The organism is Streptomyces sp. NBC_01520 (assembly GCF_045040375.1).
GTDB lineage: Bacteria > Actinomycetota > Actinomycetes > Streptomycetales > Streptomycetaceae > Streptomyces.
The window spans coordinates 240,323-264,032 of record NZ_CP109404.1 but is presented as its reverse complement, the minus strand read 5'-3'; the positions used below and the strand labels follow the sequence as shown (position 1 = coordinate 264,032).

Below are 23,710 nucleotides of genomic sequence, written 5' to 3'. Positions count from 1 at the left end.
GGTTCAGCTGCCTCCGAGCCGGAACAGCGAGCCGGCCGTGCGCGCGAGGACGCACACGTCCTGCCAGAGCGACCAGGTCTCGATGTACAGGTTGTCGAAGCGGGCGCGGTCCTCGATCGAGGTGTCCCCGCGCAGACCGTGCACCTGGGCCAGTCCCGTGATGCCGACCGGCATCCGGTGCCGGGCCCGGTAGCCGGGGTGGATTCGGCTGAACTGCTGGACGAAGTACGGGCGTTCGGGACGCGGCCCCACCAGGCTCATGTCGCCGCGCACCACGTTCCACAGCTGCGGCAGCTCGTCCAGCGAGGTCCGGCGCAGCGTCCTGCCGACGTGGCTCATACGCCCGTCGTCCGACACGTTCCACCGGGTGGCGGACTCGTGCGCGTCGGACGGACGCAGGGTGCGGAACTTCAGCAGGACGAACGGCCGCCCGTGCCGGCCGATGCGCTCCTGGTGGAAGATCACACCCCTGCCGTCACACACGCGTACGGCGAGTGCGCAGACGGCCATCACCGGGGCGGCCGCGACCAGGGCGACCATGGCGAGAACGGCGTCCATCGCACGCTTCACCCGGTGTGCGACCGGTCTGTGGGGACCCCCGTGCAGCGGGTGGGCGGCGAAACCCCACAGGTGGTCCGGCCGGTCCTGCCGGGACACCGACGGACCGGCGACGGGCGTTCCCTGATCGGTGATCAGCCATACCCGGCAGCCGTGCCGCACGAACAGCTCGACGAGCGCCGCCCCGTCGGGTGCGGACTCGGGCGGGACCGTGAAGACGGCGTGCCGCACGGAGTTCTGGATGACGGCCCGGGCGACGTCCTGCGAATCCGCGAGGACGGGCAGGACCGGCAGCGCCGCCGCGTCCGCCGGGGCAGCCGCGGATTCGGGGCCGGCGTCCACGGGGCCGCCGGAGCCCACCCGGCCGACCGGCCGGAGTCCGTACTCCGGGTGCTCCTGCAGCACCACCATGACCCGGTCGGCCGTCGGCCCCTCGCCCATCACCAGAGTGGACTGCGGATTCCGGGCGGCCCACCGGAGCCGGGCCCGGTGGACCGCGGCGCGCGCCCCGCTGCCCAGCAACGTCTGGGCGCCCGCCGCGAGGGCCAGCGCCGTCCAGCCCATGCCGTAGCGGGGGTCGTACGCGCCGAGCACCTCGGCGGTGGCGTACCACTGCACCAGCGCCAGGCCGCAGAGCGCGGGCAGTTCCGCCAGGACGGACGGGGACAGTCCGATCCGGTAAAGGCCCCGACAGGCGTTCAGGAGCAGCTGGGCCGCGGCCTGCAGGAGAAGGACACCCGGTGGCCAGGGCACCGGGGCCACCAGGGCGAGCGCCAGGCCCAGCGCCAGCCCGTCCGCGGCCACGAGGCCGGTGACGGGTGCCCATCCTCCGCGGCTCCCGGCGGCCCGCACGGACCGCGCGCGACCGCTCCCGCCGCGCGGGGGACGGATCGCGGAAGCCGCACGGCGTACGGCCGTCGCCTGGGCGGATCGGGGGGCCGGTGCACTCTCCGTCGTCATCGCTCGGTGCGCTTCCTCGTCGTGGGGCGGGACTGGCCGACAAGTTCCCGGTAGAGGCCCAGGACCGCGTCCGCGGTCTTCGTCACGTCGAAGACCGACCGGGTGTGCCGCTCTGCCGTGCGGCCCAGCTCCGTCCGCAGCGCCGGATCGGCCAGCAGGGCGGTGAGCGCCGCCGCGAGGGCGGCAGGGTCCTCGGGCGGCACGAGGCAGTGGGGTGCGTGGCCCGGCGGCAGGCTCTCCCTGGCGCCGTTGACGTCGGACAACAGGACGGGCAGGCCGCAGGCCATGGCCTCCAGCGGGGCCAGCGCCATGCCCTCCCAGCGCGACGGGAGCACGAGCACGTCGGCCGCGTGGATCCACGGCCGTACGTCCCCGCTCGCCCCCGCGAACACCACCCCGGCAGGCGCGGTGCGCCGCAGCTCGTCCCCGTACGGTCCGTCGCCGACCAGGACGAGCCGAGCGTCCCCGACGGGGGACCGGGCCCAGGCCCGCAGCAGGACGTCCTGGCCCTTCTGCCGGCTCAGCCGTCCGACGCACACGACCAGGGGTGCGTCGGCCGGAACGCCCTCCAGCAGGGCCAGGCCGGCGCGGGCAGCCGCCTGACCACAGCCGGGCCGGAAGCGGCCGAGGTCGATGCCGTTGCGGATCACCGACCAGCGGGCGGCGATGCCGGCCCGCTGACCCGCCCGGCGTTCGGACTCGCTGACGCAGAGGATACGGTCGCTCCACCGGGCCCCGAACCGCTCCCAGGCCATCGCCATCCCGGCCGCTCGGCCCTCCAGGGCCTCGAACGACCAGGCGTGCGGCTGGAACACGGTCGGAACCCTGCCCCGGACGGCGAGCCGCCCCGCGAGCCCCGCCTTGGAGCTGTGGGCGTGGATCACATCGGGGGCGCAGGCGCGGATCAGCCGGCTCGCGGTGGCGATCTCACGCCCCAGCCGGGGGCCCGGAACACGCTCCGCGGGCCAGAGGCACACACGTGCCCCGGCGGCGGCCGCCTCCGACGCCAGCGACCCGCCGGGCGGACAGGCGACCACAGGCCGCAGTCCCGCCCGGACCTGCGCGGCGACGAGGTCCGTCACGACCCGTGCGACGCCCCCCTCCACCGGCTGGACCAAATGAAGGACCGTCAGGCGACTTTCCTCGGTGCAACTCTTCTGCAGCACGCACGGCTCTCTTCTCACATGCCCCCGGGGAGCCGGATCGGGTGAACACCGGCGGCCCAGAATTTCGGAGGCAGAGATCAAGTGGGTAAAACCGAAGTGCACTTTGACAGACAGTGCGTGCGAAAACGCGTAGGACTCGCGCATCTGTCCGCACAGATTACCCTCGGGTGGGGATTGCGGGAGGATTTCCGGTGTGCTGCGGCGTGTCAGATGCCGGTCTTCGTATGTGTTCCGGACCGTGCCGCATGATGAAAAGGTCCGTATGCATTCGCCCGGTGCCAGGGTGCTCCGCAATTCGTCGCGGAATCGCGCACCGCCAATCCGGTGGTCGGTAAAGTGCGGGTAATGGCCGTCGGGTTGGGCATGCCCTTTGCGCGCCTTCCGGTTCTCTTCCCGCGGCCGGCAGCCGCCTGCCCCAGTCGACGGCACCCTGCCCGCGCCGTCGCGGCGCGGCTTCCGTGCGAACCGGCCAATCTTGGCGAAAGCGCCGGGTGTACACCGGACCCCGGATGTACTGCTGGTCCGTCCGCCCGACCCGGGGGTGTGGCCGCGGGAACGGCATCAGGTACAACTCGTGATGATCGTCCGCCCGTCGGCGGCCCCCGTACAGCCGGGCCCACCGGCGAACACAGAGGAGAAGCGATGGTTCACGAACGGGCCGGTCAGCCGGCGCAGCCCGGTGATCTGGTCGACGTGGCACGGCTGGTGACGGCCTATTACACCGTCCGCCCCGACCCGTCCGAGCCCGGCCAGCGCGTCGCCTTCGGCACCTCGGGGCACCGCGGCTCCGCCCTGTCGGCGGCCTTCAACGACGATCACATCGCCGCCACCACGCAGGCCATCTGCGAATACCGGGCCCGGCAGGGCACCGACGGGCCGCTGTTCCTAGGCGCCGACACCCATGCGCTGTCCGAACCCGCCCGGATCACCGCGCTGGAGGTGCTCGCAGCCAACGGGGCCACCGTCCTGATCGACACCGACGACGGCTACACGCCCACCCCGGCCGTCTCGCACGCCATCCTGACGTACAACCGGGACCGCACCACCGGACTCGCCGACGGCATCGTGGTCACGCCCTCGCACAACCCGCCCGCCGACGGGGGCTTCAAGTACAACCCGACCCACGGCGGTCCGGCCGGCTCGGACGCCACCTCCTGGATCCAGGACCGGGCCAACGCCCTGATCGAGGACGGGCTGAAGGGGGTACGGCGGATTCCCCACGACCGCGCGCTCGCCGCCGACACCACCGGACGGCACGACTTCCTGACCGCCTACGTCGACGACCTCCCGGCCGTCCTGGACCTGGACGCCGTACGCGATGCGGGGATCCGGATCGGCGCCGACCCCCTCGGCGGCGCGTCGGTCGCCTACTGGGGCCGGATCGCCGAACGCCACCGGCTCGACCTCACCGTGGTCAACCCGCTGGCGGACCCCACCTGGCGGTTCATGACGCTGGACTGGGACGGGAAGATCCGCATGGACTGCTCCTCCCCGTACGCCATGGCCTCCCTGATCGAACAGCGCGACGCCTACACCATCGCCACCGGCAACGACGCGGACGCCGACCGGCACGGCATCGTCACCCCCGACGGCGGGCTGATGAACCCCAACCACTACCTGGCCGTCGCCATCCGCTACCTCTACTCGCACCGCGAGGGCTGGCCGGCCGGTACCGGCATCGGGAAGACCCTGGTCTCCTCCTCCATGATCGACCGGGTGGCCGCGGACCTGGGCCGGCAACTGGTGGAGGTTCCGGTGGGATTCAAGTGGTTCGTCGACGGACTCTTCGGCGGCACCCTCGGCTTCGGCGGCGAGGAGTCGGCCGGGGCGTCGTTCCTGCGCCGTGACGGCCGGGTGTGGACCACCGACAAGGACGGCATCCTGCTGGCGTTGCTGGCCTCGGAGATCACCGCCGTCACCGGTTCCACACCCTCCCAGCACTACGGCGAGCTCACCGCACGGTTCGGCGACCCCGCCTACGCACGGGTCGACGCCCCCGCGACGCGCGAGGAGAAGGCGGTACTGGCCCGGCTCTCCCCGGAACAGGTCACCGCGGACACGCTGGCCGGCGAGCCCATCACGGCGGTCCTCACGGAGGCACCCGGCAACGGCGCCGCGATCGGAGGCCTCAAGGTCTGCACCGACAGCGCCTGGTTCGCGGCCCGGCCCTCCGGCACCGAGGACGTCTACAAGGTGTACGCGGAGAGCTTCCAGGGCGCCGAACACCTGGCCAGGGTCCAGGACGAGGCCCGTGCCCTGGTTTCCGAGGCGCTGGGCGGCACGGCCTGAGCGGACCCCCGGGCGGACCCCGGCGTCCGGGGTCCGTTCCGGGGTCCGGACGCCGGCCGGTCGGCCCTGACACACCGTCATGCCTCGGGAACGGTGTGCTGGACCTGCCGGAGGAACGTGGCGTTGTCCGGGGTCCTGCGGACCTTGTCCAGCAGCGCCTCGAGCATCGAGTGGCTGTCCCGGGTCCGCAGCGCGCGCCGCAGCCCCCGTACGGCTGTCAGCTCCGACGCCGACAGCAGGAGTTCCTCGCGGCGGGTGCCCGAGGGCGTGATGTCGACGGCGGGGAAGACGCGCCTGCCGGCCAGCGTGCGGTCGAGGCGGAGCTCCATGTTGCCGGTGCTCTTGAGCTCCTCGAAGAAGTAGTCGTCGGCCCGGGAGCCGGTGTCCACCAGCACGGTCGCCAGGATGGTCAGCGAACCACCCTCCTCGGCGAGCCGCGCCGCGCCGAACAGCTTCTTGGGTCCCGTGAGAGCCGCGGCGTCGACACCACCGCTCAGGGTGCGTCCGCCGGCCCCGGCCGCGTTGTTGTGGGCCCGGCACAGCCGGGTGAGGGAGTCGAGCAGGATCACGACGTCCCGGCCCTGCTCGACGAGCCGCTTGGCGCGTTCCACGGCGAGGTCCGCGAGCGCGATGTGCTCCTTCGCGGGCCGGTCGAACGTGGAGGCGTACACCTCGCCCCGGACGGAACGGCGCATGTCCGTGACCTCTTCCGGGCGTTCGTCCAGGAGGACCACCATCAGGTGGCACTCGGGGTGGTTGACGGCGACGGCCGCGGCGAGCTGCTGCAGCAGCACGGTCTTCCCGGTCTTCGGCGGAGCGACGATCAGTCCGCGCTGCCCCTTACCGACGGGGGACACCAGATCGACGATGCGCGGGGCAGGACCGCCGTTCGGGGTCTCCAGGCGCAGGCGCTCCCGGGGGTGCAGCGGAGTGAGGTCGCGGAAGTGCGGACGGCCCCGGAGCTCCCGCACCGCACGGCCGTTGACCGAGTCGGCATGGGACAGGGCGCGGGGGCGCTCGCAGGTGCCCTCGACGACATCGCCCTTGCGCAGGCCGTGCTGCCGGATCAGGGCGGGCGACACGCGGATGTCGCCGGGGGAGGGACGGCCGCCGTCGGTGCGCAGTACGCCGTGTCCGTCGTTCGTGGTGTCGAGGACACCGGCGGCGCGGACAGGGCTGCCCTGCTGGGCGACGGGGCGTTCGAGTGTGCTGGTCATGGGTGGGTCCTTTCGCGGACATGGCGAATGAGAGGTCCGGCGAAGCGAAGGCGGCAGAAAACACGCCTCGTACGACGGGCTGAATGAGCCCGGACCGGACAGAGGAAGCTGGATCGCCGGTCGTCGAAGGACGGGCGCGACAGCGAGAGAGAAAAAACAGCACCGGCGCCCGAAGAAGGGGGCGTACACATGTGCTGCTCGCAACGTAGCACGCGAGAACGGATACGGGAAGGGAGCAGCCTTGCTACCGCGCTGCAGCCGACCCGGACCAGACCTGCTGGACCGTGCGGTAGTCCGTCACCACGATCCCCTCCTGCCGCACGATCTCGCGCGCCTCCGGCGACGTCAGGAAGGCATGGTCCGTGCTGCGCACCCGCCATCCGCCGTCGATCGCGCGGGCTTCCGCGTCACCCAGCCCCGGGTGCACCGCCCACTCGCTCAGCCCGGCCGGAAGGGACCGCAGCAGCTCGGCATAGCGTGCCGCCTTGCCGTCGAGGTCCAGCGAGAAACTGTCCAGGAAGTCATGGTCCGTGACGGGCCGGCCCAGGCGCAGCATCTTCTCCCTGGCCGGCGGGAGCCAGATCCGTACCGCCAGGCCGTACTCCCCGGCCAGGGCCACGGTCAGGTCGAGAATGTCCTCGCGCCCGCCGTCCTCCAGACAGTGCCAGTCGAGGTGGGTCGGCCGGAGCCCGGTGTCCACGACGGCGTCGATCTGCGCGCGGAACTCGCGCTCGACCTCCTCCGGGCGGGCCCGGCCCAGCAGTTCGGGGATGCCCGCAGGCGTGAAGAGCTCACCCGCGTCGTCCAGCAGCGAGGGAACCCTGTCCTTCGCGCTCAGCGGCCCCCAGCGGTGGTCCGTCGTGTCGCGGACCAGCGTGAGGTGGATCCCGAACGGGATCTGAGGCCGTTCGCGGAGCAGACGCATGCCGTGCGACGCCCACGGGCACGGCACCATGAGGCTGCACGAGGCCGCGATACCGTCCTCGATCGACGCGACGACCGCGGAGTTGACCGCGTGGTACATCCCGAAGTCGTCGCAGTTGACGATGAGCACCCGGGCATCGGGCGCGAACCCCAGCAGCTTACCGGAGACGGTCGTGGGTGCGGTGTCGTCGGTCACCGCACCCACTATGGGCGAACGGCGCTCAGCCGTCCTCCGGATTCTTTCCGCCGACCGGGTCCGGCGTACCCGCCGCACCGCCCCGGAACGCCCCGAGGATCTGCTCCGCGGCCAGCGAGGCCGTCAACTCGCCCCCACGTACGCGCTGTTCGAGCCCAGGAGCGAGGGCGCGCACCGCCGCGTGGCTGCGCAGACTGTCCAGCAGCTCGTCGCGGACCATCGTCCACGTCCAGTCCACCTGCTGCTCCCGGCGCTTGGCCGTGAGCCGCCCGGTGGAGTCCAGCAGCGTACGGTGCTGCTCCAGCCGCTCCCAGAGCTCGTCCAGACCGGTCGACTCCCGGGCGCTGCAGGTGAGCACCGGAGGAGTCCACGCCGCGTCCACCGGATGCATCAGCCGTAGCGCACCCGCCAGTTCACGAGCGGCCGAACGCGCGTCGCGCTCGTGCGGGCCGTCCGCCTTGTTGACCGCGATGGCGTCGGCCAGCTCCAGGACGCCCTTCTTGATGCCCTGCAGCTGGTCGCCGGTACGGGCCAGGGTGAGCAGCAGGAACGTGTCGACCATGTTCGCGACCGCCGTCTCCGACTGCCCGACCCCGACCGTCTCCACCAGCACCACGTCGTAACCCGCCGCCTCCATCACCACCATGGACTCGCGGGTCGCCCTGGCCACCCCGCCGAGCGTTCCCGCCGTGGGGGAGGGGCGGACGAACGCCCGGGCGTCCACGGCCAGCCGCTCCATCCGGGTCTTGTCGCCCAGGATGGAACCGCCCGTACGGCTGGACGACGGATCCACCGCCAGCACCGCTACCCGGTGCCCGAGCCCCGTCAGCAGGGTCCCGAGCGCGTCGATGAACGTGGACTTCCCCACGCCCGGCACCCCGCTGATCCCGATGCGTCTGGCCCGCCCCGAATGCGGCAGCAGCTCGCCCAGCAACCGCTGCGCCAGCACCCGGTGATCGGCACGGGTCGACTCGACGAGAGTGATCGCGCGGGCCACGAAGGCACGCTTCCCGTCGAGCACACCCTTGACGTACGCGTCGATGTCGATGTCTCGCGCCATCCGTCAGCGGCTCACAGCTCGTGGCCCAGCGCGGCACCGAGCCGCGCGACCAGGTCGTGCGCGGCGTCCGGGATCACGGTGCCGGGCGGGAAAACCGCTGCGGCCCCCGCCTCGTGCAGCGCCTCGACGTCCTGCGGCGGAATCACCCCACCCACCACGATCATGATGTCCTCCCGGCCCTCCGCCGCCAGCTCCGCGCGGAGCGCCGGTACGAGCGTGAGGTGCCCGGCGGCCAGCGACGAGACGCCCACGATGTGCACGTCCGCCTCGACCGCCTGCCGGGCGACCTCGCCCGGCGTCTGGAACAGGGGGCCGACGTCGACGTCGAAGCCCAGGTCGGCGAAGGCCGTCGCGATCACCTTCTGGCCGCGGTCGTGGCCGTCCTGGCCCATCTTCGCGACCAGGATGCGAGGCCGCCGCCCCTCCGCCGCCTCGAAGACGTCGACCAGCGTGCGGGTACGGTCCACGGAGGGGGACTCTCCTGCCTCTTTGCGGTACACCCCGGAGATCGTACGGATCTGGCCCGAGTGCCTCCCGTACACCTTCTCCAGCGCGTCCGAGATCTCGCCGACCGTGGCCATCGCGCGGGCCGCGTCGACCGCCAGGGCCAGCAGATTGCCTTCGAGCCCCGGCCCCGGGTCCCGCTCGGCCGCCGCCGTCAGCGCGCGCAGGGCGTCCTGGCAGACCGCCTCGTCCCGCTCCTCGCGCAGCCGCCGCAGCTTCTCGACCTGCTGGGTGCGCACCGAGGAGTTGTCGACCTTGAGCACGTCGATCTTCTCGTCCGTCTCCACCCGGTACTTGTTGACCCCGATGACCGGCTGGCGCCCCGCGTCGATCCGCGCCTGGGTACGGGCCGCGGCCTCCTCGATCCGGAGCTTCGGGATGCCCGCGTCGATCGCCTTCGCCATGCCGCCGGCCGCCTCCACCTCCTCGATGTGCTGCCAGGCCCGCCGCGCCAGGTCGTACGTCAGCTTCTCCACGTACGCGCTGCCGCCCCACGGGTCGATGACCCGGCCGGTACCCGACTCCTGCTGGAGCAGCAGCTGGGTGTTGCGGGCGATCCGGGCGGAGAAGTCCGTCGGCAGGGCCAGCGCCTCGTCCAGCGCGTTGGTGTGCAGCGACTGGGTGTGGCCCTGGGTTGCGGCCATCGCCTCCACGCACGTCCGCGTCACGTTGTTGAACACGTCCTGCGCCGTCAGCGACCAGCCCGACGTCTGCGAATGGGTGCGCAGGGAGAGCGACTTGGCGTTCTTCGGCCCGAACTCCTTGACCAGCTTCGCCCACAGCAGCCGGGCCGCCCGCAGCTTCGCGATCTCCATGAAGAAGTTCATGCCGATTGCCCAGAAGAACGAGAGCCGCGGCGCGAACGCGTCCACGTCGAGCCCCGCGGCCTGCCCGGCCCGCAGGTACTCCACACCGTCGGCCAGCGTGTACGCCAGCTCCAGATCGGCCGTCGCACCCGCCTCCTGGATGTGGTAACCGGAGATGGAGATGGAGTTGTAACGCGGCATCTTCTGCGAGGTGAACGCGAAGATGTCGGAGATGATCCGCATCGAGGGGCCGGGCGGATAGATGTAGGTGTTGCGGACCATGAACTCCTTGAGGATGTCGTTCTGAATGGTCCCGGCCAGCTTCTCCGGTGCGACGCCCTGCTCCTCGGCGGCCACGATGTACAGCGCCAGTACGGGCAGCACCGCGCCGTTCATCGTCATCGACACCGACATCCTGTCCAGCGGGATGCCGTCGAAGAGCTGGCGCATGTCGTAGATCGAGTCGATCGCCACGCCCGCCATGCCGACGTCACCGGTCACCCGGGGGTGGTCGCTGTCGTAGCCGCGGTGGGTGGGCAGGTCGAACGCGACGGAGAGACCCTTCTGCCCGGCGGCCAGATTGCGCCGGTAGAAGGCGTTGGACTCCTCGGCCGTGGAGAATCCTGCGTACTGCCGGATGGTCCACGGCTGGTTGACGTACATCGTGGGGTACGGGCCGCGCAGATACGGGGCGATGCCCGGGCGCGTGTTCAGGAAGTCCAGGCCCTCCAGGTCCTGCCCGGTGTACAGCGGCTTGACCGCGATACCCTCCGGCGTCTCCCAGAGCAGCTCGTCCTCGGACGCGCCGGTCGACTCCTTCACCGCGGCACTCCACCGGTCGGCGGATCCGTCGGCTGCGGTCCCGGCGGACAGGGGGATATCGGCGAAGTCCGGTACCGGGTTGCCCGCCACGGCGGTCTCGGAGGCCTCCGAGGTCACCGGGGTCTGTGAGGTCACAGGGGTCTGAGGGGTCTGCATCACGCCACTCCCATGCGGTCGAGTGCGGAGGAGAGGAAGGCGACCACGTCGCAGCCGGCGAACACATGGGCGTCGACACCGGTGTAACCGCCCGGCCGGCCCGCGAGGAAGACCTGCTCGGCGCCGGCGGACCGGAGCTCTCCGGCGACGGCCTCCGCCTGCTCGGCGTAGAGCGCGTCCCCGGAGCACAGGCAGGCGATCGTCGCCCCCGTGGCGGCGAAGGCGCCGCCCGCGGTCGACACGTCCACGGAAGCCGGCTCGTGGACGGGCTCGATCCCGCCCGCGCGGAAGAGATTCGCCGCGAAGGACGCCCGCCCCGTGTGCACCGCGGCGGGTCCCAGGGCCGCGAGGAACACCTTCGGGCGACTTCCCGTGGCCGCCAGATGGCGGTCCGACCTGGCCCGCAGCGCCTCGAACGCCTCGTCGCGGCGTACCTTCGGCAGACCACCCGAGGGGCCGGCGGGCGCGGACTCGCGCTCCACGGACCGCTCGTCCAGATTCGGGAACTCGCTGACCCCGGTCACCGGCTCCTTGCGCCGCGCCAGGTCCCTGCCGCGCGCGGCCCAGGTGGCCGCGAGCCGTTCCCCGACCATGCCGGAGCGCAGCGCGGCGGCCTGACCGCCCGCCCGCTCCACCTCCTGGAAGAAGGACCAGGCGGCGGCGGCCAGTTCATCGGTCAGCCGCTCCACGTACCAGGAGCCGCCCGCCGGGTCGATGACCCGGGCCAGATGAGACTCCTCCATCAGGATCGTCGACGTGTTGCGCGCGATCCGCCGGGCGAACGCGTCCGGCAGCCCCAGAGCATGATCGAACGGCAGTACGGTGACGGAGTCGGCCCCGCCGACACCCGCCCCCAGGCAGGCCAGCGTCGTCCGCAGCATGTTCACCCACGGATCGCGGCGGGTCATCATCACCGACGAGGTCACCGCGTGCTGGTGCTGCGCACCCGCCGCCCTCGCCCCGCACACCTCGGCCACCCGGGCCCACAGACGCCGTGCGGCGCGCAGCTTGGCGATCGTCAGGAACTGGTCGGCCGTCGCCGCGTAGCGGAACTCCAGCTGGTGGCAGGCCTCTTCGGCGGAGAGTCCCGCCGCGGTCAGCGCCCGCAGATAGGCGACGCCCGTAGCCAGCGAGAGCCCCAGCTCCTCCGCGGCCGAACCGCCCGCCTCGTGGTACGGCAGCGCGTCCACGGTCAGGGCGCGCAGCCCCGGGTACTCGCGGCCGCACACCCGCGCCCAGTGGACGGCGGCCGTCAGGTCCGGCTCCGTGCCGGTACGGGCAGTCCGCCCGAGCGGGTCCGCCCCGAGGCTGCCGCGTACCGCGTCCTTCGCCACTCCGCGCGTCTCGTGGAGTGCCAGCAGCGCGCGCACCGCGGGTTCGAAGTCGTCGCCGGCGTCGAGGGCGACGGGTGCCAGATCGAGGTACACGCCGTCCAGCGCACGGGCGAGGCCCGAGGCGGGAACCCCGCCGGGCCCGCCCACGGTGAGCCAGAGCGAGGTGACGCCGTTCTCCAGATCGCCGAGCAGCGCCTCGTTCAGGCGTACGGGATCCGTCAGGGCGTGGTGTTGTCGTACGTCCCAGCCGGCCGCGGTGTTCCCCGCAGCCCTGTTGCCCCGGACGAAGGGGGCAAAGCCAGGGAATCCGGGGTCGGCTGAGGTGTCGTCGGAGGTGTACAGGGGCCGGGCGGTGAGCCCGTCCCCGAGCGCGGTGGACAGCGCTTCCTCGGCGGCCGTGCCCGTGACGTCCTTGCCCGACTTGCGCAGTACACCTTCGACAAGGCTCTGCCACTGGTCGTGGGAGGGGTCAGGGAAATCGGCGGCCAGAGAGAGCCCGTCAGCAGGCAGGACCGTCATGCTCAGATGCTAGGGCAGCACTTTTGGTGGCATCAGTAGAACCGGCTGTGACCTTGCACTCTCCGGAACGCACGCGATCCTGTGAGTAAGGGGGTGAAGTTCTCTTGGTCATGGTTCTTCACAGTGCGTCACTTAATGACCGAAGTTATGCTTTGGCGACCCAGCACCGTGAGGGAAAGGACGCGCCATGGCCGTGGGACCCGTGGAGTACCTGGTCGTCACTTTTCCCGACGGCCGGTTCGCCGACGTGATCGCGCCCGTCCTGGCCGACGCGGTGGCGTCGCAGGCGGTGCGCATCCTCGCCCTGGCCTTCGCGCGAAGGGGTGAGGACGGCACCCTGGAACGTGTGGAGCAGCGGGTGCTCGACCCCGCGGGGCTGGTGTCGTTCCGGCCGCCGCAGGACGAGACGGCCGGACTGCCGGACATCACGGACGTCGACGCGCTCGGGCGCATGCCGGAGGGCAGTTCCGCGGCGCTGATCGTCTGGGAAGACCTCTGGTCGGTGCCGCTCGCCCAGGCGGCCCGCACGGCGGGCGGGGAGCTCGTGGCGCACGAGCGTGTCCCGGCGGACGGAGGGGACGACATCATCACGCTCCTGGAGCGGCTCGCCGAACTGAGGGCACAGGGTGTCCTGACCGATGCCGAGTTCGCGGCGCAGAAGGCCAGGATCCTCACCGACTGACACCCGGGCCGATACCCCCCGTCGGCGCCCGGCGTTTCTTTTGTTGAATTTCATGCTCCGTGCGACGTTGATCCTGACCTGTGCAGTTCGTCGGGAAAGAGGCAGTTCATCGTGCAGACCGCCCGGGCCGTCCCGGCCGCCACCGTCGTCAACCTGCGCGATCTGGGCGGTATCGCCCTGGGGCGCGACCGCCGCCTGCGACAGGGAATCCTTCTGCGCTCGGGCCAGCTGAGCGAATTCGACCCGGAGCACGACATGGCGGTGGCCGCACTCGGTATCCGCACCGTCGTCGACCTCCGCACCGCGGACGAACGCAAGTGGGCGCCCGACCGGCTTCCGCCGGGCGCCAGACTGTTCGTCGCCGACGTCCTTGGCGACAACCCGGGCGTCGCCCCGGCCCGGCTCAGGGCGCTGCTCTGCGACCCGGACGGAGCAGCGGCCGCACTCGGCGGCGGCAGGGCGGAGGAACTGTTCGCACAGACCTACCGGAAGATGGTCCTGTCGCCGGGCGCGGCGGCCGCGTACCGGGCCTTCGTGGAGACGGCCGCGGACCCGCGGGCGCGACCGCTGCTCTTCCACTGCGCCACCGGCAAGGACCGCACGGGCTGGGCCGCCGCACTCCTGCTGCTCGTCGCGGGCGCGCCCCGTGACGTCGTACGGGCGGAGTTCCTGGCGGTGAACCGCGCGGTCAGGGCCACATTCGGACCACTGGTGCGGCGCTTCCTCGACGAGGGCGGTGACCCGGACATCGCGACCGCGGTCGTCGAGGCCCGGCCCCGCTATCTGGAGGCCGCCCTGGACGCCATGGACGAGCGCTGGGGCGGACTCGACGGCTATCTGCGCGACGGGCTGCGATTGCCTCCGGCAGTGGTGGAGCGGTTGCGCGCCGACATGGCCGTACCGGTCTGACATCCGGCACGGCCAGGTGCGACGTCCGCGAAGGACCTCGCACCTGGCCGCAGTCCCGGGGGTCCCGTTCAGATCCGCAGGAGCCGTTCGCCGACGTCACGGTACTGCTGCAGGGCCACCCGCAGCTCCTCCGTCCGGGCCTCGGTGTCCCGCGTCCGCCAGCTGGAACGCAGGACATGCCTGCGGTCCTCCAGCGCCTCGGTCAGCTCGGCCACGATCCGGTCGAAGGTGCCCTCGGCCTCCTCGACCGCGTGGCGCGGGCTCTCGACGAAGTCGGAGACGGCCTGGCGCATACGCCGGGTCAGCGCGTCCTGCTCCTCGGCGGGCAGCAGCGGCAGGCCCGCCGAGGTGACCTCGGGGCGTGCGGCCGGCCGGTCCGTGGGGGCGGCCGTGGGCGGCGCACCCGTATCGCCGGGACCCCGGTTCATCACCTGGTGCCCGTCGGGGCCGGGTGCCGCGGTCCGTGACCCGTCGGTCTCGTGCGGCGGTTCCGGGACCGGGCGGGGTGCCTCGGTGTGCAGCCTCTCCGTCGCGGTCCGGGGTGCCTCGGTGGGATTCTCGGTGTGTCCGGTGCGGTGCGTCATGCCGCGGTCCTTCCGTCGGTCCGTTGCCGGTCCGGCCGGACCGGCTCGTCGGGCGCCTGCCCGAGCAGTACGTCGAAGAGGTCGCGGGACTCGATCAGTGCCTTCCGCATCTCCTCCGTGCCGCCCCGGCCGCGTACCGCCGTGTGCACCTTGCGGTACCCGTCGACCTGCTCCGCGTGGTGCACGGAGAGGGCGGCGGTCTGCTCCTCGAAGCCGGTGCCGTCCGGGAAACCCCGGTCGCGGGCCAGCCGTGCCAGCAGCGCGTCGGCCTCGGCGAGCGCCTCGGTGGGTGAGTCGATGAACCCCTCCTGCACGGCGGCCCAGCGGCCGGCGTAGGCCTCGCGCGCCTCCTGGGAAAGGGGCCGCTCCCGCAGGTGGCCGTGCAGCTTCACGCGCTCGGCGAGCTCGTGCTCGGCGGCCTTCGTGTCGCCGTCGTGACGGGCGACGGTGCGGTCGTACTCGGGTCCGAAACGGCGGCGCAGCCCGTGGCCGCCACCGGTCCGGGCACGGACGAGGAAGTAGCCGAGCACTGCCACCAGGACGGCGGCGACGATGATGATCACCACGGTCGTCATGACAGGCGCTCCTTCCGGTTCGTGGACGGTGCGTCGTGCTGTCCCACTCTCGTCATCCCCTTTCGGACGGGCCCGGCCGATGTGCCGGGCGGTGTGCACGCTGACGTGTACCCATCTGACGGAGTTCATGCGGACGTGACCGCTCGGTATCGTGGAAGCGCCGGACCGGGCCCGGACCCGGAGTCCTGCCGGACGCGTTCTGAGAGGGGCACACGGTGACCGAGCGCAAGCCCGCGGGTGTCAGCTTCGAATCGTGGGTGGACAAGCAGATCCGCGAGGCCGAACAGCGCGGCGATTTCTCCGCGTTGCCGGGCTTCGGCAAGCCGCTCCCCGGTCTCGGACGGCCCTACGACGAGACGTGGTGGATCAAGGCCAAGATGCAGCGGGAGGGACTCTCGTTGCTCCCGCCGTCGCTGACGCTCCGCAAAGAGGCGGAGGACGCCGGGCAAGCAGCCGCCGCAGCGAAGACGGACGCCGAGGTCCGGCGCATCCTTTCCGAGGTCAACGAGAAGATCCGCAAGGCGCTCCTCATGCCGCCCGAGGGCCCGCCGTTGAACCTCAGGCCCTTCGACATCGAGGCGGCCGTGGGGGAGTGGCGCGAGCGGCGCGGCCGGGTCTGAACCGGATCCCCCGCGGCCCCGTGCACGCGGGCCCGCACAGGTGCGTGATACTCGCTCTATGAGCGTTACGTACCGGCGTGACAGGTCCGCCGGCCCCGCAGGGGTCCGCATCCGGCGGGCCGTCGCGCGGGATGCCAAGCGGCTCACCCGTCTCGTCACCACCTCACGCGCCTACGAGGGTCCGTACGCGCCGATGGTCGCCGGGTACCGCGTCGGCCCGGACTACATCGAGACGCACCGGGTCTTCGTCGCCGTGGGTGGGGACGGGCGTGTGCTCGGTTTCTACGCGCTGGTCGTCTCCCCGCCGGAACTCGACCTGATGTTCGTCGGCGACGACGCCCAGGGGCTGGGGATCGGGCGCCTCCTCGTCGCCCACATGCGGGACGAGGCGCACCGCGCGGGGCTGAGCGAGGTGCGCGTGGTCGCGCATCCGCCGGCCGAGGGCTTCTACCTCGGCGTGGGTGCCGAGCGCACCGGTACGGTGGCGGCCCGCCCGCCCGCGGTGATGTGGGACCGGCCCGAACTGACCCTCCCGGTCGCGAGCGCCTGACGGGAGTGACCCCGGCCGGGGTCACTCCCGCGCCTTGTCGGCAGCCTCCGCTACGACCAGCCACCGTACGGGCGGGTGATGAGCTCCATCCCGTGCCCGTTCGGGTCGGGGAAGTAGATCCCCCGTCCACCGTCGTTGTGGTTGATCTCGCCGGGGCGCTTCTGGTGCGGATCGGCGTAGTACACGATCCCCTGCGCCTTGATCCGCTCGAACGCCGTATCGAACTCCGCCTCGGAAATGAGGAACGCGTAGTGCTGCGCGGTGATCGATTCGGCGGGAATGGCCGCGAAATCCAGCGTGACGCCGTTCGCGAGGACGAGCGGAATGAAGGGGCCCCATTCCCGTCCGGCTTCCAGGCCCAGAATGTGCGCCAGGAACTCGACGGACTCACGGTTGTCCCGGCAGTGAATGATGGTGTGATTCAACTCGACTGACACTGTGGAATGCCTCCAGCGGGCATCTCACGGGCTACCTCCACGCCTCACCCGGCCGGTGACCGACGCGCGATGCCGTAGGGACGATCTTAGGCGAGTGCTCACGGTGCGTCGAGGGCTTGGCCTGTAATCGCCCGGTGCCGACAGTCCCACGGTCACGCCCGCGCCGGCCCGGCCTGGTGAATTCCCAGGTGGGTGCCACCATGGACGGAACGGGCGGGTGCTGAGCCCGCCCGGGCGCGGCCGTACTGCCCGAAAAGGCCCCGGACCTGCGATGTTCCGGACGGGACCCTCATGCGCTTGCCCGCTGGATGTATTCGTGGAGCCGGTACGGGGCACCAGAACCACCCACTCGACGTGGTGGAGGCAGCGATGGGACGGATATCGACGGGCGGGGACGACAACGGCCCGGAACGCGACGTGACAGCGGCCAGGAGCGGCCGTGAGGAGACCGAGGAGGAGCGGGCGGACCGGCGGTGGACGGATCTGCTCCAGGAGCTGCGGGTCGCCCAGACCGGCGTGCAGATCCTGTTCGGCTTCCTGCTCGCGGTGGTGTTCCAGCCACGGTTCGCCGATCTCTCGACCACCGACCGGAACATCTACGTCGTCACCGTCATGCTGGGGTCGGCCACGGCCGCCGCCCTGATCGGGCCGGTGTCCTACCACCGGCTGCTCACCGGCCGGCGGATGAAGCCGCAGACCGTGACCTGGGCCTCGCACCTGACGAAGCTCGGACTCGGGCTGCTCTTCTGCACGATGTGCTCCGCCCTGCTGCTCATCCTGCGGGTGGCGCTCCACAACGCCCTGGCGTTCTGGCTGGTGGGCGCGATGGCGCTGTGGTTCCTGGTCTGCTGGTTCGTCTTCCCGCTGTGGGTCATCGCCAGGGGGCCGAAGCAGGGCGACGGCGAGCGGTCACCGGGCGACGGGGACTCCGGTCCGGCCGGATGACCCGTTCATCCGTCGTCGCTGTCCGCGGGGCTGCGTACGTCCGTCACGGTGAAGAGCCCGCCGTCCGGGTCGCGCAGCGTCGCCTCGCTGCCGTGGGGCACAGCGCGCCGCTCCATGACCGTGCCCCCGTGCTCCTCCGCGAGGTGGACCGTCGCCGCCACGTCGTCGACCGGGAACTGCACCTGCCAGTGCGGGCGCACCATCGGATCGGGCGCGGCCTCGACGGCCCCGGAGCTGATCCTGGCCAGCGGTCGGCCGTCGCACCGCACGAGTACCTCCTCCTTGACGTACGAGACCTCGCAACAGCCGGGCGCGCCGCTCTCCCAGCCGAGGACCTCGCCGTAGAAGATCGCGGCGTCGAAGGCGTTCCTGGTGCGCAGCCTGAGCCAGGCGTGCGCCCGGTGCCCGGACGGTGCCAGGGAGGCCGCGCGCCCCGTCCACTCCCAGACGCCGAACGACGCGCCCTCCCGGTCGGCGGCCAGGACGGCACGCCCCTTGCCGATGGCCAGCGGGCCCACCGCCACCGTGCCGCTGCGCTCGCGGATGCGGGCCGAGGCCTCGTCGGCGTTCCGGACCGAGAAGTACGGCGTCCAGGCCACGGCCACCTGGAAGGCGGAGGCGACCGCACCGATGCCCGCCACCGGCACACCGCCCGAACGGGCCATGGCGTAGTCCTCGCCAAGCGGGCCGGTGCGGAACGTCCAGCCGAGGACGGCACCGTAGAAGCGCTGTGCGGCCCCCAGCTCCTGGGTCACCAGGTGGACCCAGCACGGCGCGGTGGCGCCGGTCAGCGGCGCCGGTTCGCTTGCGGTCATGGTGGCACTGCCTTATCGGTTCTGCGGCATGACTTCTTCGGTGCCGCGGGGCCAGCCCCAGCCTCATGCGCACCGGCCGGTCCCGCAACACACGGCCTCCCCGCCGACGGAGCGACGGGAAGGCGGCGGCGGGTGGCGCCCCGCGGACCGGGGCGTACCCACCTCAGTCACGCGGGCGGTCGGTGTCGGGCGGGATCACCTCGTTGCCGTGGTCGCCGAGCTCGTACGGTGACAGGCCCCGGCGGTCCTCGGGGAAGCGGTCCGAGCCGTGCACGTCCTTCTCCCGGATCTCCGTCCGGTGATCCGGGCGGTGCGGCTGCTCCTCGGGGCGCGGGGGCGGCAGCTCCCGGTCCCGGCGCCGCATGCCCCACCAGAACGAGCCGATCAGCAGGACCACCACGGCAAGTCCTGCGATGCCGAGAACGACCCCGATGGGACCGGGTCCGGCGAGGGTGACGGCGAGAGAATCCCTGGCTCCGTTTGTTACGTCCATGCATGGCGCATACCCCGGGGGGCCGACAACAGACGGTTGAGGGAGTTAATTCATGTTTTGTGACGGTGTCCCGGCGAAAGAGTTTCACGCGGCTCGAACCGGCTACACGATCATGACGCGGCAGGTCGGCCCGCCCGGCATCTGCCCTCAGCGGGGCGAAACCCCCTCGTGTCGCCGTCGCGCGGCCACGGGGTGAGCCTGGAATGAATCCCCGGAACACCGGAGGGACGCCCGGGACAACCCGATTCGCTCGGCCGCCACCCGCTTCACCCGCACGAGTGCACTGTCCGACCGGTTCGTGACGATCCGCACCGGCAGCGGTACCGCCCTCCACGAAGTCGAAAGGAACCACTGTGAACAGCACGGACGTACAGACACAGGAGCACCGGGAGAGCGGCGACGTAGTGGTCGCGGTGACCGGCTGCCCGAAGGAGGACGCGCGGACCGTCTTCGACGTGCTGCGCCGGGCCTTCGTCTCCGACCGCCCGGCGAGCGACACACCGGAGGACGAGTCGACGACACGCCCTACCGTGTGGACGGCGACCGTCGATGTGTCCGAGACGCTGGCTGGCGCCAGGCCCACGCGGCTGTCGGCACCCGTGATCGTCGAGGCGCAAGGCGGCTACTGGGCGGTCGACCGCCTCCGTCAGCACCTGGCGGACACCTTCGCCGTCCGGGTCGTGGGAACGGCCGCGGGAGACCAGGAACAGGAGATCCGGCTGCGACTGGAGAGCCGCGGTCCCGCCTGATGCCCGCACCGTCCGAGACCGGAAGGCACCAGTCCATGCACCCCACCCCCGGGAAGGACGACGCGGACGCCGGACAGGGTCCGCCGCCGGGCACCCGCTCGGCCCTCACCCTCCACATCAACGGCGCCGCACGAACGCTGACGCTCGATCACCGCACCACCGTGCTGGACGCGCTGCGCGAACACCTCGGACTCACCGGTGCGAAGAAGGGCTGCGACCACGGCCAGTGCGGTGCCTGCACCGTGCTCGTCGACGGCCGGCGCGCCAACAGCTGCCTGCTGCTCGCCGTCGCTCAGGAGGGTGCACGCATCACCACGGTCGAAGGGCTGGCCGACGGCGACCGGCTGCACCCCGTGCAGGCCGCCTTCCTGGAGAGGGACGCCCTGCAGTGCGGCTACTGCACACCCGGGCAGATCTGTTCGGCGGTCGGCATGCTCGGCGAGGCGGCGGACGGATTTCCCTCCCACGTCACCCCGCCCACCGCGACCGCCCCCGACGGGCCTGCCGCCCTCGGGGCGGAGGAGATCCGCGAACGGATGAGCGGCAACCTCTGCCGGTGCGGCGCCTACCCCCACATCGTCCGGGCGATCGAGGACGTGGCGCCGTGAAACCCTTCCTCTACCTGCGCCCCGGCTCCGTGGCCGAGGCCGTCCGCGCCTGCGCCGAGCACCCCGGGGCCCGGTTCCTCGGCGGTGGCACCAACCTCGTCGACCTGATGAAGCTCGGGGTGGAGTCGCCCGGCCTGCTCGTCGACATCAGCCGGCTCCCGCTGGACCGGGTGACGCGGACGGACGACGGCGGACTCCGGATCGGCGCTACCGTACGCAACAGCGACCTCGCCGCCCATCCCGGCGTACGGACCGACTACCCCGCCCTGTCGCAGGCGCTCCTGGCCGGTGCCTCCGGCCAGCTCCGCAACACCGCCACCACCGGCGGGAACCTGCTCCAGCGCACCCGGTGCCCGTACTTCCAGGACACCTCCAAGCCCTGCAACAAACGTCTGCCCGGCTCCGGCTGCCCGGCCCGGGAGGGCGCCCACCGAGATCTCGCGGTGCTCGGCCACTCGCGGGACTGCGTCGCCACCAACCCCTCGGACATGGCGGTCGCCCTCGCGGCCCTCGACGCCACGGTCCTGCTGCACGGGCCCGAGGGGGAACGGACCGTGCCCGTCACCGGATTCCACCGGCTGCCGGGCGCCAACCCCGACCAGGACACCGTGATCAGGCCGGGCGAGCTGATCACCGAAGTGGTGCTGCCACCGCGTCCGGACGGTGCCGTATCCCTGTACCGCAAGGCACGCGACCGCGCCTCGTACGCCTTCGCGCTGGCCTCCGTCGCCGCTGTGATGACCGTCCGCGACGGCCGTGTCGAACAGGCGTCGCTCGCCTTCGGCGGGCTCGCCCACCGGCCGTGGCGCGCCTGGGCGGCGGAGACCGTGCTGCGGGACGCACCCGCGACCGACGAGACCTTCGCCCGGGCGGTGGACACCGAACTCGAAGCCGCCAGGCCCTTGCGGGACAACGGATTCAAGGTGGCCCTGGCCCGCAATCTGGCGATCGGGGCCCTGACAGGCCTCACCGCCCGGGCGGCACCGCCCCGCTGAGCCGCCCGGCCCGCACTTCGACGAACCGAGGACTTCCGCCATGAGCCACGCACCCCAGCCGCCCGGAGCCCCCGTCGCCCGCAGGGAGGGCCGGGACAAGGTCACCGGCACCGCCCGGTACGCCGCGGAGCACACCCCGCCCGGCTGTCTGTACGGCTGGATCGTCCCCGCCACCGTCCCGAGCGGGCACGTCGTCGCGACCCGTACCGCCGACGCCCTCGCCGTGCCGGGCGTGCACACCGTCCTGACCCCGGACAACGCGCCGCGCCTGAAGGAACCCGACGACCCGATCCTCTCCGTTCTCCAGGACGACCGGGTTCCGCACCGGGGCTGGCCCGTCGCCCTCGTCCTGGGCGAGAGCCCGGAAGCCGCCAGGGCCGGTGCGGCGGCCGTCCGGGTCGAGTACAGGACGACCGGCCACGACGTGATCCTCACCGGGGACCACCCCGGCCTCTACACGCCCGAGCAGGCCAACGGCGGCCACCCGGCGGTCCGCGAACGCGGCGACGCCGACACCGCGTTCGCCGCCTCACCGGTGCGGATCGACGTCACATACACCCTGGGGGGCCTGCACAACCACCCCATGGAACCGCATGCCTCCACCGCTCGGTGGGCCGACGGACATCTGACCGTCCACGACTCCAGCCAGGGCTCCACCACGGTGCGCGACAGCCTCGCCCGGGCACTGGGGATCGAACAGGACCGCATCACCGTCATCTCCGAGCACGTGGGCGGCGGCTTCGGTTCCAAGGGCACCCCGCGCCCCCAGGCCGTGCTGGCCGCGATGGCCGCGGGGCACACCGGACGCCCGGTCCAGCTCGCGCTGCCCCGCCGGTACATGGCGGCGATCGTCGGTCACCGCGCGCCCACGGTGCAGCGGGTGCGACTGGGCGCCGACCGCGACGGCGTACTCGCCTCCGTCTCCCACGAGATCGTCACCCACACCTCGACGGTCAAGGAGTTCGTCGAACAGGCCGCCGTGCCGGCCCGCGTCATGTACGCCTCGCCCCACAGCCGCACGGTGCACCGCGTGACCGCCCTCGACGTGCCCAGCCCCTCCTGGATGCGCGCACCGGGCGAGGCGTCGGGGATGTACGCCCTGGAATCCGCCATGGACGAGCTGGCCTGCGCCCTGGGGATCGACCCGGTCGAACTGCGCCTGCGCAACGAACCGGTGGCCGAACCCGACAGCGGACGCCCGTTCAGCAGCCGCAACCTCGCAGCCTGCCTGACCGAAGGTGCCCGGCGGTTCGGCTGGTACGACCGGGACCCGAATCCCGCAGTCCGGCAGGAGGGGCCGTGGCTGCTGGGTACCGGGGTCGCCTCGGCGACGTACCCCGTGCTCGTCTCGAAGTCCGCCGCCTTCGCGCACGCAGCGCCGGACGGCTCGTTCCGTATCGGGGTGAACGCCACCGACATCGGCACCGGCGCCCGTACCGTCCTGGCCCAGATCGCGGCCTCGGTACTGGGCACCCCGCCGGAGAACGTCCGTATCGACATCGGCGACAGCGACCTGCCCGCGGCTTCCGTGGCCGGCGGCTCCTCCGGCACGGCGTCCTGGGGATCGGCTGTGCACAAGGCGGCCAACGCCCTGGTGGACAGGCTCGGCGGCCGCACCGGGCCGGTCCCGCCGGAGGGCATCACCGTCACGGCGGACACGGAACAGGAGACGGCGAAGGAGTCCCCCTACGCGCGTCACGCCTTCGGTGCCCACTTCGCCGAGGTGGCGGTCGACTCCCTCACCGGCGAGGCGCGGGTGCGGCGGCTGCTCGGAGTGTTCGCCGCCGGCCACATCCTCAACTCCCGTACCGCACGCTCCCAGTTCATCGGAGGCATGGTGATGGGACTCGGCATGGCCCTCACCGAGGGCAGCACCATGGACCCGGTCTTCGGGGACTTCACCGAGAGCGACCTGGCCTCTTACCACGTGCCGTCGTGCGCCGACGTCCCCGACATCCAGGCGCACTGGATCGACGAGGACGACCCCCACCTCAACCCGATGGGCAGCAAGGGCATCGGTGAGATCGGCGTCGTCGGTACGGCGGCCGCCATCGGGAACGCAGTGCGGCACGCCACCGGCGTGCGGCTGCGCGCCCTCCCGCTCACCCCGGACAAACTGCTGCCCCACCTGCTGTGACGCAGCGTGAGTGGGCCCCTCGGTTGCGCAACCGGCCCCCTCGGGTCACTCTGATGAGTGACCCAGATGTGACAGCTGCTCACGCTTCGCGTTCGGGGGT

22 protein-coding genes are annotated in these 23,710 nt (G+C 72.0%); 10 read left to right on the top strand and 12 right to left on the bottom strand.

From position 1 onward, the window contains the following. Nucleotides 1–3 precede the first annotated feature (3 nt). Together OG524_RS01205 and OG524_RS01200 are read right to left on the bottom strand one after the other, a co-directional pair. Nucleotides 4–1,518, bottom strand: coding sequence for an exopolysaccharide biosynthesis polyprenyl glycosylphosphotransferase (locus OG524_RS01205; RefSeq protein WP_405808622.1), 1,515 nt, complete (start codon nt 1,516–1,518; stop codon nt 4–6). Beyond that, nucleotides 1,515–2,684 carry a glycosyltransferase family 4 protein gene (locus OG524_RS01200; RefSeq protein ID WP_405808620.1) on the bottom strand — a complete coding sequence of 390 codons (1,170 nt, stop codon included), beginning with the start codon at nt 2,682–2,684 and terminating at the stop codon, nt 1,515–1,517. Before OG524_RS01200 ends, OG524_RS01205 begins: the two co-directional genes overlap by 4 nt. A gap of 642 nt (nt 2,685–3,326) precedes the next feature. On the opposite strand from OG524_RS01200, the gene pgm reads away from it, so the two are divergent. After that, the gene (gene pgm, locus OG524_RS01195) at nt 3,327–4,973 is read left to right on the top strand and encodes a phosphoglucomutase (alpha-D-glucose-1,6-bisphosphate-dependent) (RefSeq protein WP_405808618.1); all 1,647 of its coding nucleotides are present in this window, start codon (nt 3,327–3,329) and stop codon (nt 4,971–4,973) included. Nucleotides 4,974–5,050: 77 nt separating this feature from the next. Here pgm and rho read toward each other — a convergent pair whose 3' ends face one another. The 5 genes from rho to mutA form a co-directional block, all read right to left on the bottom strand. Beyond that, nucleotides 5,051–6,190 (bottom strand): transcription termination factor Rho, encoded by a 1,140-nt coding sequence (rho, locus tag OG524_RS01190; protein ID WP_405392860.1) that lies wholly within the window; start codon nt 6,188–6,190, stop codon nt 5,051–5,053. Between the two features lie 244 nt (nt 6,191–6,434). Further along, entirely contained in the window at nt 6,435–7,310 is an 876-nt protein-coding gene (locus tag OG524_RS01185) for a polysaccharide deacetylase family protein (protein ID WP_405808615.1), read from the bottom strand. Between the two features lie 25 nt (nt 7,311–7,335). Continuing rightward, nucleotides 7,336–8,370 carry a methylmalonyl Co-A mutase-associated GTPase MeaB gene (gene meaB, locus OG524_RS01180; RefSeq protein ID WP_405392862.1) on the bottom strand — a complete coding sequence of 345 codons (1,035 nt, stop codon included), beginning with the start codon at nt 8,368–8,370 and terminating at the stop codon, nt 7,336–7,338. Nucleotides 8,371–8,381: 11 nt separating this feature from the next. Beyond that, nucleotides 8,382–10,658 (bottom strand): methylmalonyl-CoA mutase, encoded by a 2,277-nt coding sequence (gene scpA / locus OG524_RS01175; protein WP_405392863.1) that lies wholly within the window; start codon nt 10,656–10,658, stop codon nt 8,382–8,384. After that, nucleotides 10,658–12,511 (bottom strand): methylmalonyl-CoA mutase small subunit, encoded by a 1,854-nt coding sequence (gene mutA / locus OG524_RS01170; protein WP_405392864.1) that lies wholly within the window; start codon nt 12,509–12,511, stop codon nt 10,658–10,660. Before mutA ends, scpA begins: the two co-directional genes overlap by 1 nt. A gap of 187 nt (nt 12,512–12,698) precedes the next feature. On the opposite strand from mutA, the gene OG524_RS01165 reads away from it, so the two are divergent. Both OG524_RS01165 and OG524_RS01160 read left to right on the top strand, forming a co-directional pair. Then, complete coding sequence (locus tag OG524_RS01165; RefSeq protein ID WP_405392865.1) at nt 12,699–13,193, top strand: DUF6325 family protein; 495 nt, start codon at nt 12,699–12,701, stop codon at nt 13,191–13,193. A gap of 111 nt (nt 13,194–13,304) precedes the next feature. Beyond that, nucleotides 13,305–14,102, top strand: a complete 798-nt coding sequence (locus tag OG524_RS01160) for a tyrosine-protein phosphatase (RefSeq protein ID WP_405392866.1) — start codon at nt 13,305–13,307, stop codon at nt 14,100–14,102. Nucleotides 14,103–14,170: 68 nt separating this feature from the next. On the opposite strand, the gene OG524_RS01155 is transcribed toward OG524_RS01160, so the two are convergent. Then, complete coding sequence (locus tag OG524_RS01155) at nt 14,171–14,686, bottom strand: hypothetical protein (RefSeq protein ID WP_405392867.1); 516 nt, start codon at nt 14,684–14,686, stop codon at nt 14,171–14,173. Next, entirely contained in the window at nt 14,683–15,261 is a 579-nt protein-coding gene (locus tag OG524_RS01150; RefSeq protein ID WP_405392868.1) for a hypothetical protein, read from the bottom strand. The genes OG524_RS01155 and OG524_RS01150 overlap by 4 nt, the downstream gene beginning before the upstream one ends. 215 nt (nt 15,262–15,476) lie before the next feature. Between OG524_RS01150 and OG524_RS01145 the strand changes: the two genes are divergently transcribed. After that, complete coding sequence (locus OG524_RS01145) at nt 15,477–15,881, top strand: DUF1992 domain-containing protein (RefSeq protein WP_405808611.1); 405 nt, start codon at nt 15,477–15,479, stop codon at nt 15,879–15,881. Between the two features lie 58 nt (nt 15,882–15,939). Beyond that, nucleotides 15,940–16,431, top strand: a complete 492-nt coding sequence (locus tag OG524_RS01140) for a GNAT family N-acetyltransferase (RefSeq protein ID WP_405808608.1) — start codon at nt 15,940–15,942, stop codon at nt 16,429–16,431. A 50-nt stretch (nt 16,432–16,481) separates the two neighbouring features. Here OG524_RS01140 and OG524_RS01135 read toward each other — a convergent pair whose 3' ends face one another. Then, the gene (locus OG524_RS01135) at nt 16,482–16,868 is read right to left on the bottom strand and encodes a VOC family protein (RefSeq protein WP_405808606.1); all 387 of its coding nucleotides are present in this window, start codon (nt 16,866–16,868) and stop codon (nt 16,482–16,484) included. Nucleotides 16,869–17,237: 369 nt separating this feature from the next. Here OG524_RS01135 and OG524_RS01130 point away from each other — a divergent pair, with 369 nt between their 5' ends. Next, on the top strand, nt 17,238–17,813 hold the full coding sequence (locus tag OG524_RS01130; RefSeq protein WP_405392872.1) for a DUF6328 family protein: 576 nt from the start codon (nt 17,238–17,240) through the stop codon (nt 17,811–17,813). A 5-nt stretch (nt 17,814–17,818) separates the two neighbouring features. On the opposite strand, the gene OG524_RS01125 is transcribed toward OG524_RS01130, so the two are convergent. Together OG524_RS01125 and OG524_RS01120 are read right to left on the bottom strand one after the other, a co-directional pair. Then, nucleotides 17,819–18,628, bottom strand: a complete 810-nt coding sequence (locus OG524_RS01125; RefSeq protein ID WP_405392873.1) for a VOC family protein — start codon at nt 18,626–18,628, stop codon at nt 17,819–17,821. A gap of 163 nt (nt 18,629–18,791) precedes the next feature. Continuing rightward, nucleotides 18,792–19,121, bottom strand: a complete 330-nt coding sequence (locus OG524_RS01120; protein ID WP_405392874.1) for a DUF6479 family protein — start codon at nt 19,119–19,121, stop codon at nt 18,792–18,794. Between the two features lie 353 nt (nt 19,122–19,474). Here OG524_RS01120 and OG524_RS01115 point away from each other — a divergent pair, with 353 nt between their 5' ends. From OG524_RS01115 to OG524_RS01100, 4 genes are read left to right on the top strand one after another with little or no spacing between them, the layout of a single operon-like run. After that, the gene (locus OG524_RS01115; RefSeq protein ID WP_405392875.1) at nt 19,475–19,870 is read left to right on the top strand and encodes a hypothetical protein; all 396 of its coding nucleotides are present in this window, start codon (nt 19,475–19,477) and stop codon (nt 19,868–19,870) included. A gap of 35 nt (nt 19,871–19,905) precedes the next feature. Beyond that, a complete protein-coding gene (locus OG524_RS01110; RefSeq protein WP_405392876.1) occupies nt 19,906–20,478 on the top strand; it encodes a 2Fe-2S iron-sulfur cluster-binding protein in 573 nt (190 codons plus the stop codon). Beyond that, the gene (locus OG524_RS01105) at nt 20,475–21,473 is read left to right on the top strand and encodes an FAD binding domain-containing protein (RefSeq protein ID WP_405392877.1); all 999 of its coding nucleotides are present in this window, start codon (nt 20,475–20,477) and stop codon (nt 21,471–21,473) included. Before OG524_RS01110 ends, OG524_RS01105 begins: the two co-directional genes overlap by 4 nt. A 40-nt stretch (nt 21,474–21,513) precedes the next feature. Beyond that, a complete protein-coding gene (locus tag OG524_RS01100; protein WP_405808602.1) occupies nt 21,514–23,610 on the top strand; it encodes a xanthine dehydrogenase family protein molybdopterin-binding subunit in 2,097 nt (698 codons plus the stop codon). The last annotated feature ends 100 nt before the right edge of the window (nt 23,611–23,710 follow it).

Bases quoted from the DNA above. Each gene is read 5' to 3' on its own strand.
- OG524_RS01205 (WP_405808622.1), bottom strand. From the start codon at position 1,518: ATGACGACGGAGAGTGCACCGGCCCCCCGATCCGCCCAGGCGACGGCC.
- pgm (WP_405808618.1), top strand. From the start codon at position 3,327: ATGGTTCACGAACGGGCCGGTCAGCCGGCGCAGCCCGGTGATCTGGTC.
- rho (WP_405392860.1), bottom strand. From the start codon at position 6,190: ATGACCAGCACACTCGAACGCCCCGTCGCCCAGCAGGGCAGCCCTGTC.
- meaB (WP_405392862.1), bottom strand. From the start codon at position 8,370: ATGGCGCGAGACATCGACATCGACGCGTACGTCAAGGGTGTGCTCGAC.
- scpA (WP_405392863.1), bottom strand. From the start codon at position 10,658: ATGCAGACCCCTCAGACCCCTGTGACCTCACAGACCCCGGTGACCTCG.
- mutA (WP_405392864.1), bottom strand. From the start codon at position 12,511: ATGACGGTCCTGCCTGCTGACGGGCTCTCTCTGGCCGCCGATTTCCCT.
- OG524_RS01165 (WP_405392865.1), top strand. From the start codon at position 12,699: ATGGCCGTGGGACCCGTGGAGTACCTGGTCGTCACTTTTCCCGACGGC.
- OG524_RS01155 (WP_405392867.1), bottom strand. From the start codon at position 14,686: ATGACGCACCGCACCGGACACACCGAGAATCCCACCGAGGCACCCCGG.
- OG524_RS01150 (WP_405392868.1), bottom strand. From the start codon at position 15,261: ATGACGACCGTGGTGATCATCATCGTCGCCGCCGTCCTGGTGGCAGTG.
- OG524_RS01140 (WP_405808608.1), top strand. From the start codon at position 15,940: ATGAGCGTTACGTACCGGCGTGACAGGTCCGCCGGCCCCGCAGGGGTC.
- OG524_RS01130 (WP_405392872.1), top strand. From the start codon at position 17,238: ATGGGACGGATATCGACGGGCGGGGACGACAACGGCCCGGAACGCGAC.
- OG524_RS01125 (WP_405392873.1), bottom strand. From the start codon at position 18,628: ATGACCGCAAGCGAACCGGCGCCGCTGACCGGCGCCACCGCGCCGTGC.
- OG524_RS01120 (WP_405392874.1), bottom strand. From the start codon at position 19,121: ATGGACGTAACAAACGGAGCCAGGGATTCTCTCGCCGTCACCCTCGCC.
- OG524_RS01110 (WP_405392876.1), top strand. From the start codon at position 19,906: ATGCACCCCACCCCCGGGAAGGACGACGCGGACGCCGGACAGGGTCCG.
- OG524_RS01100 (WP_405808602.1), top strand. From the start codon at position 21,514: ATGAGCCACGCACCCCAGCCGCCCGGAGCCCCCGTCGCCCGCAGGGAG.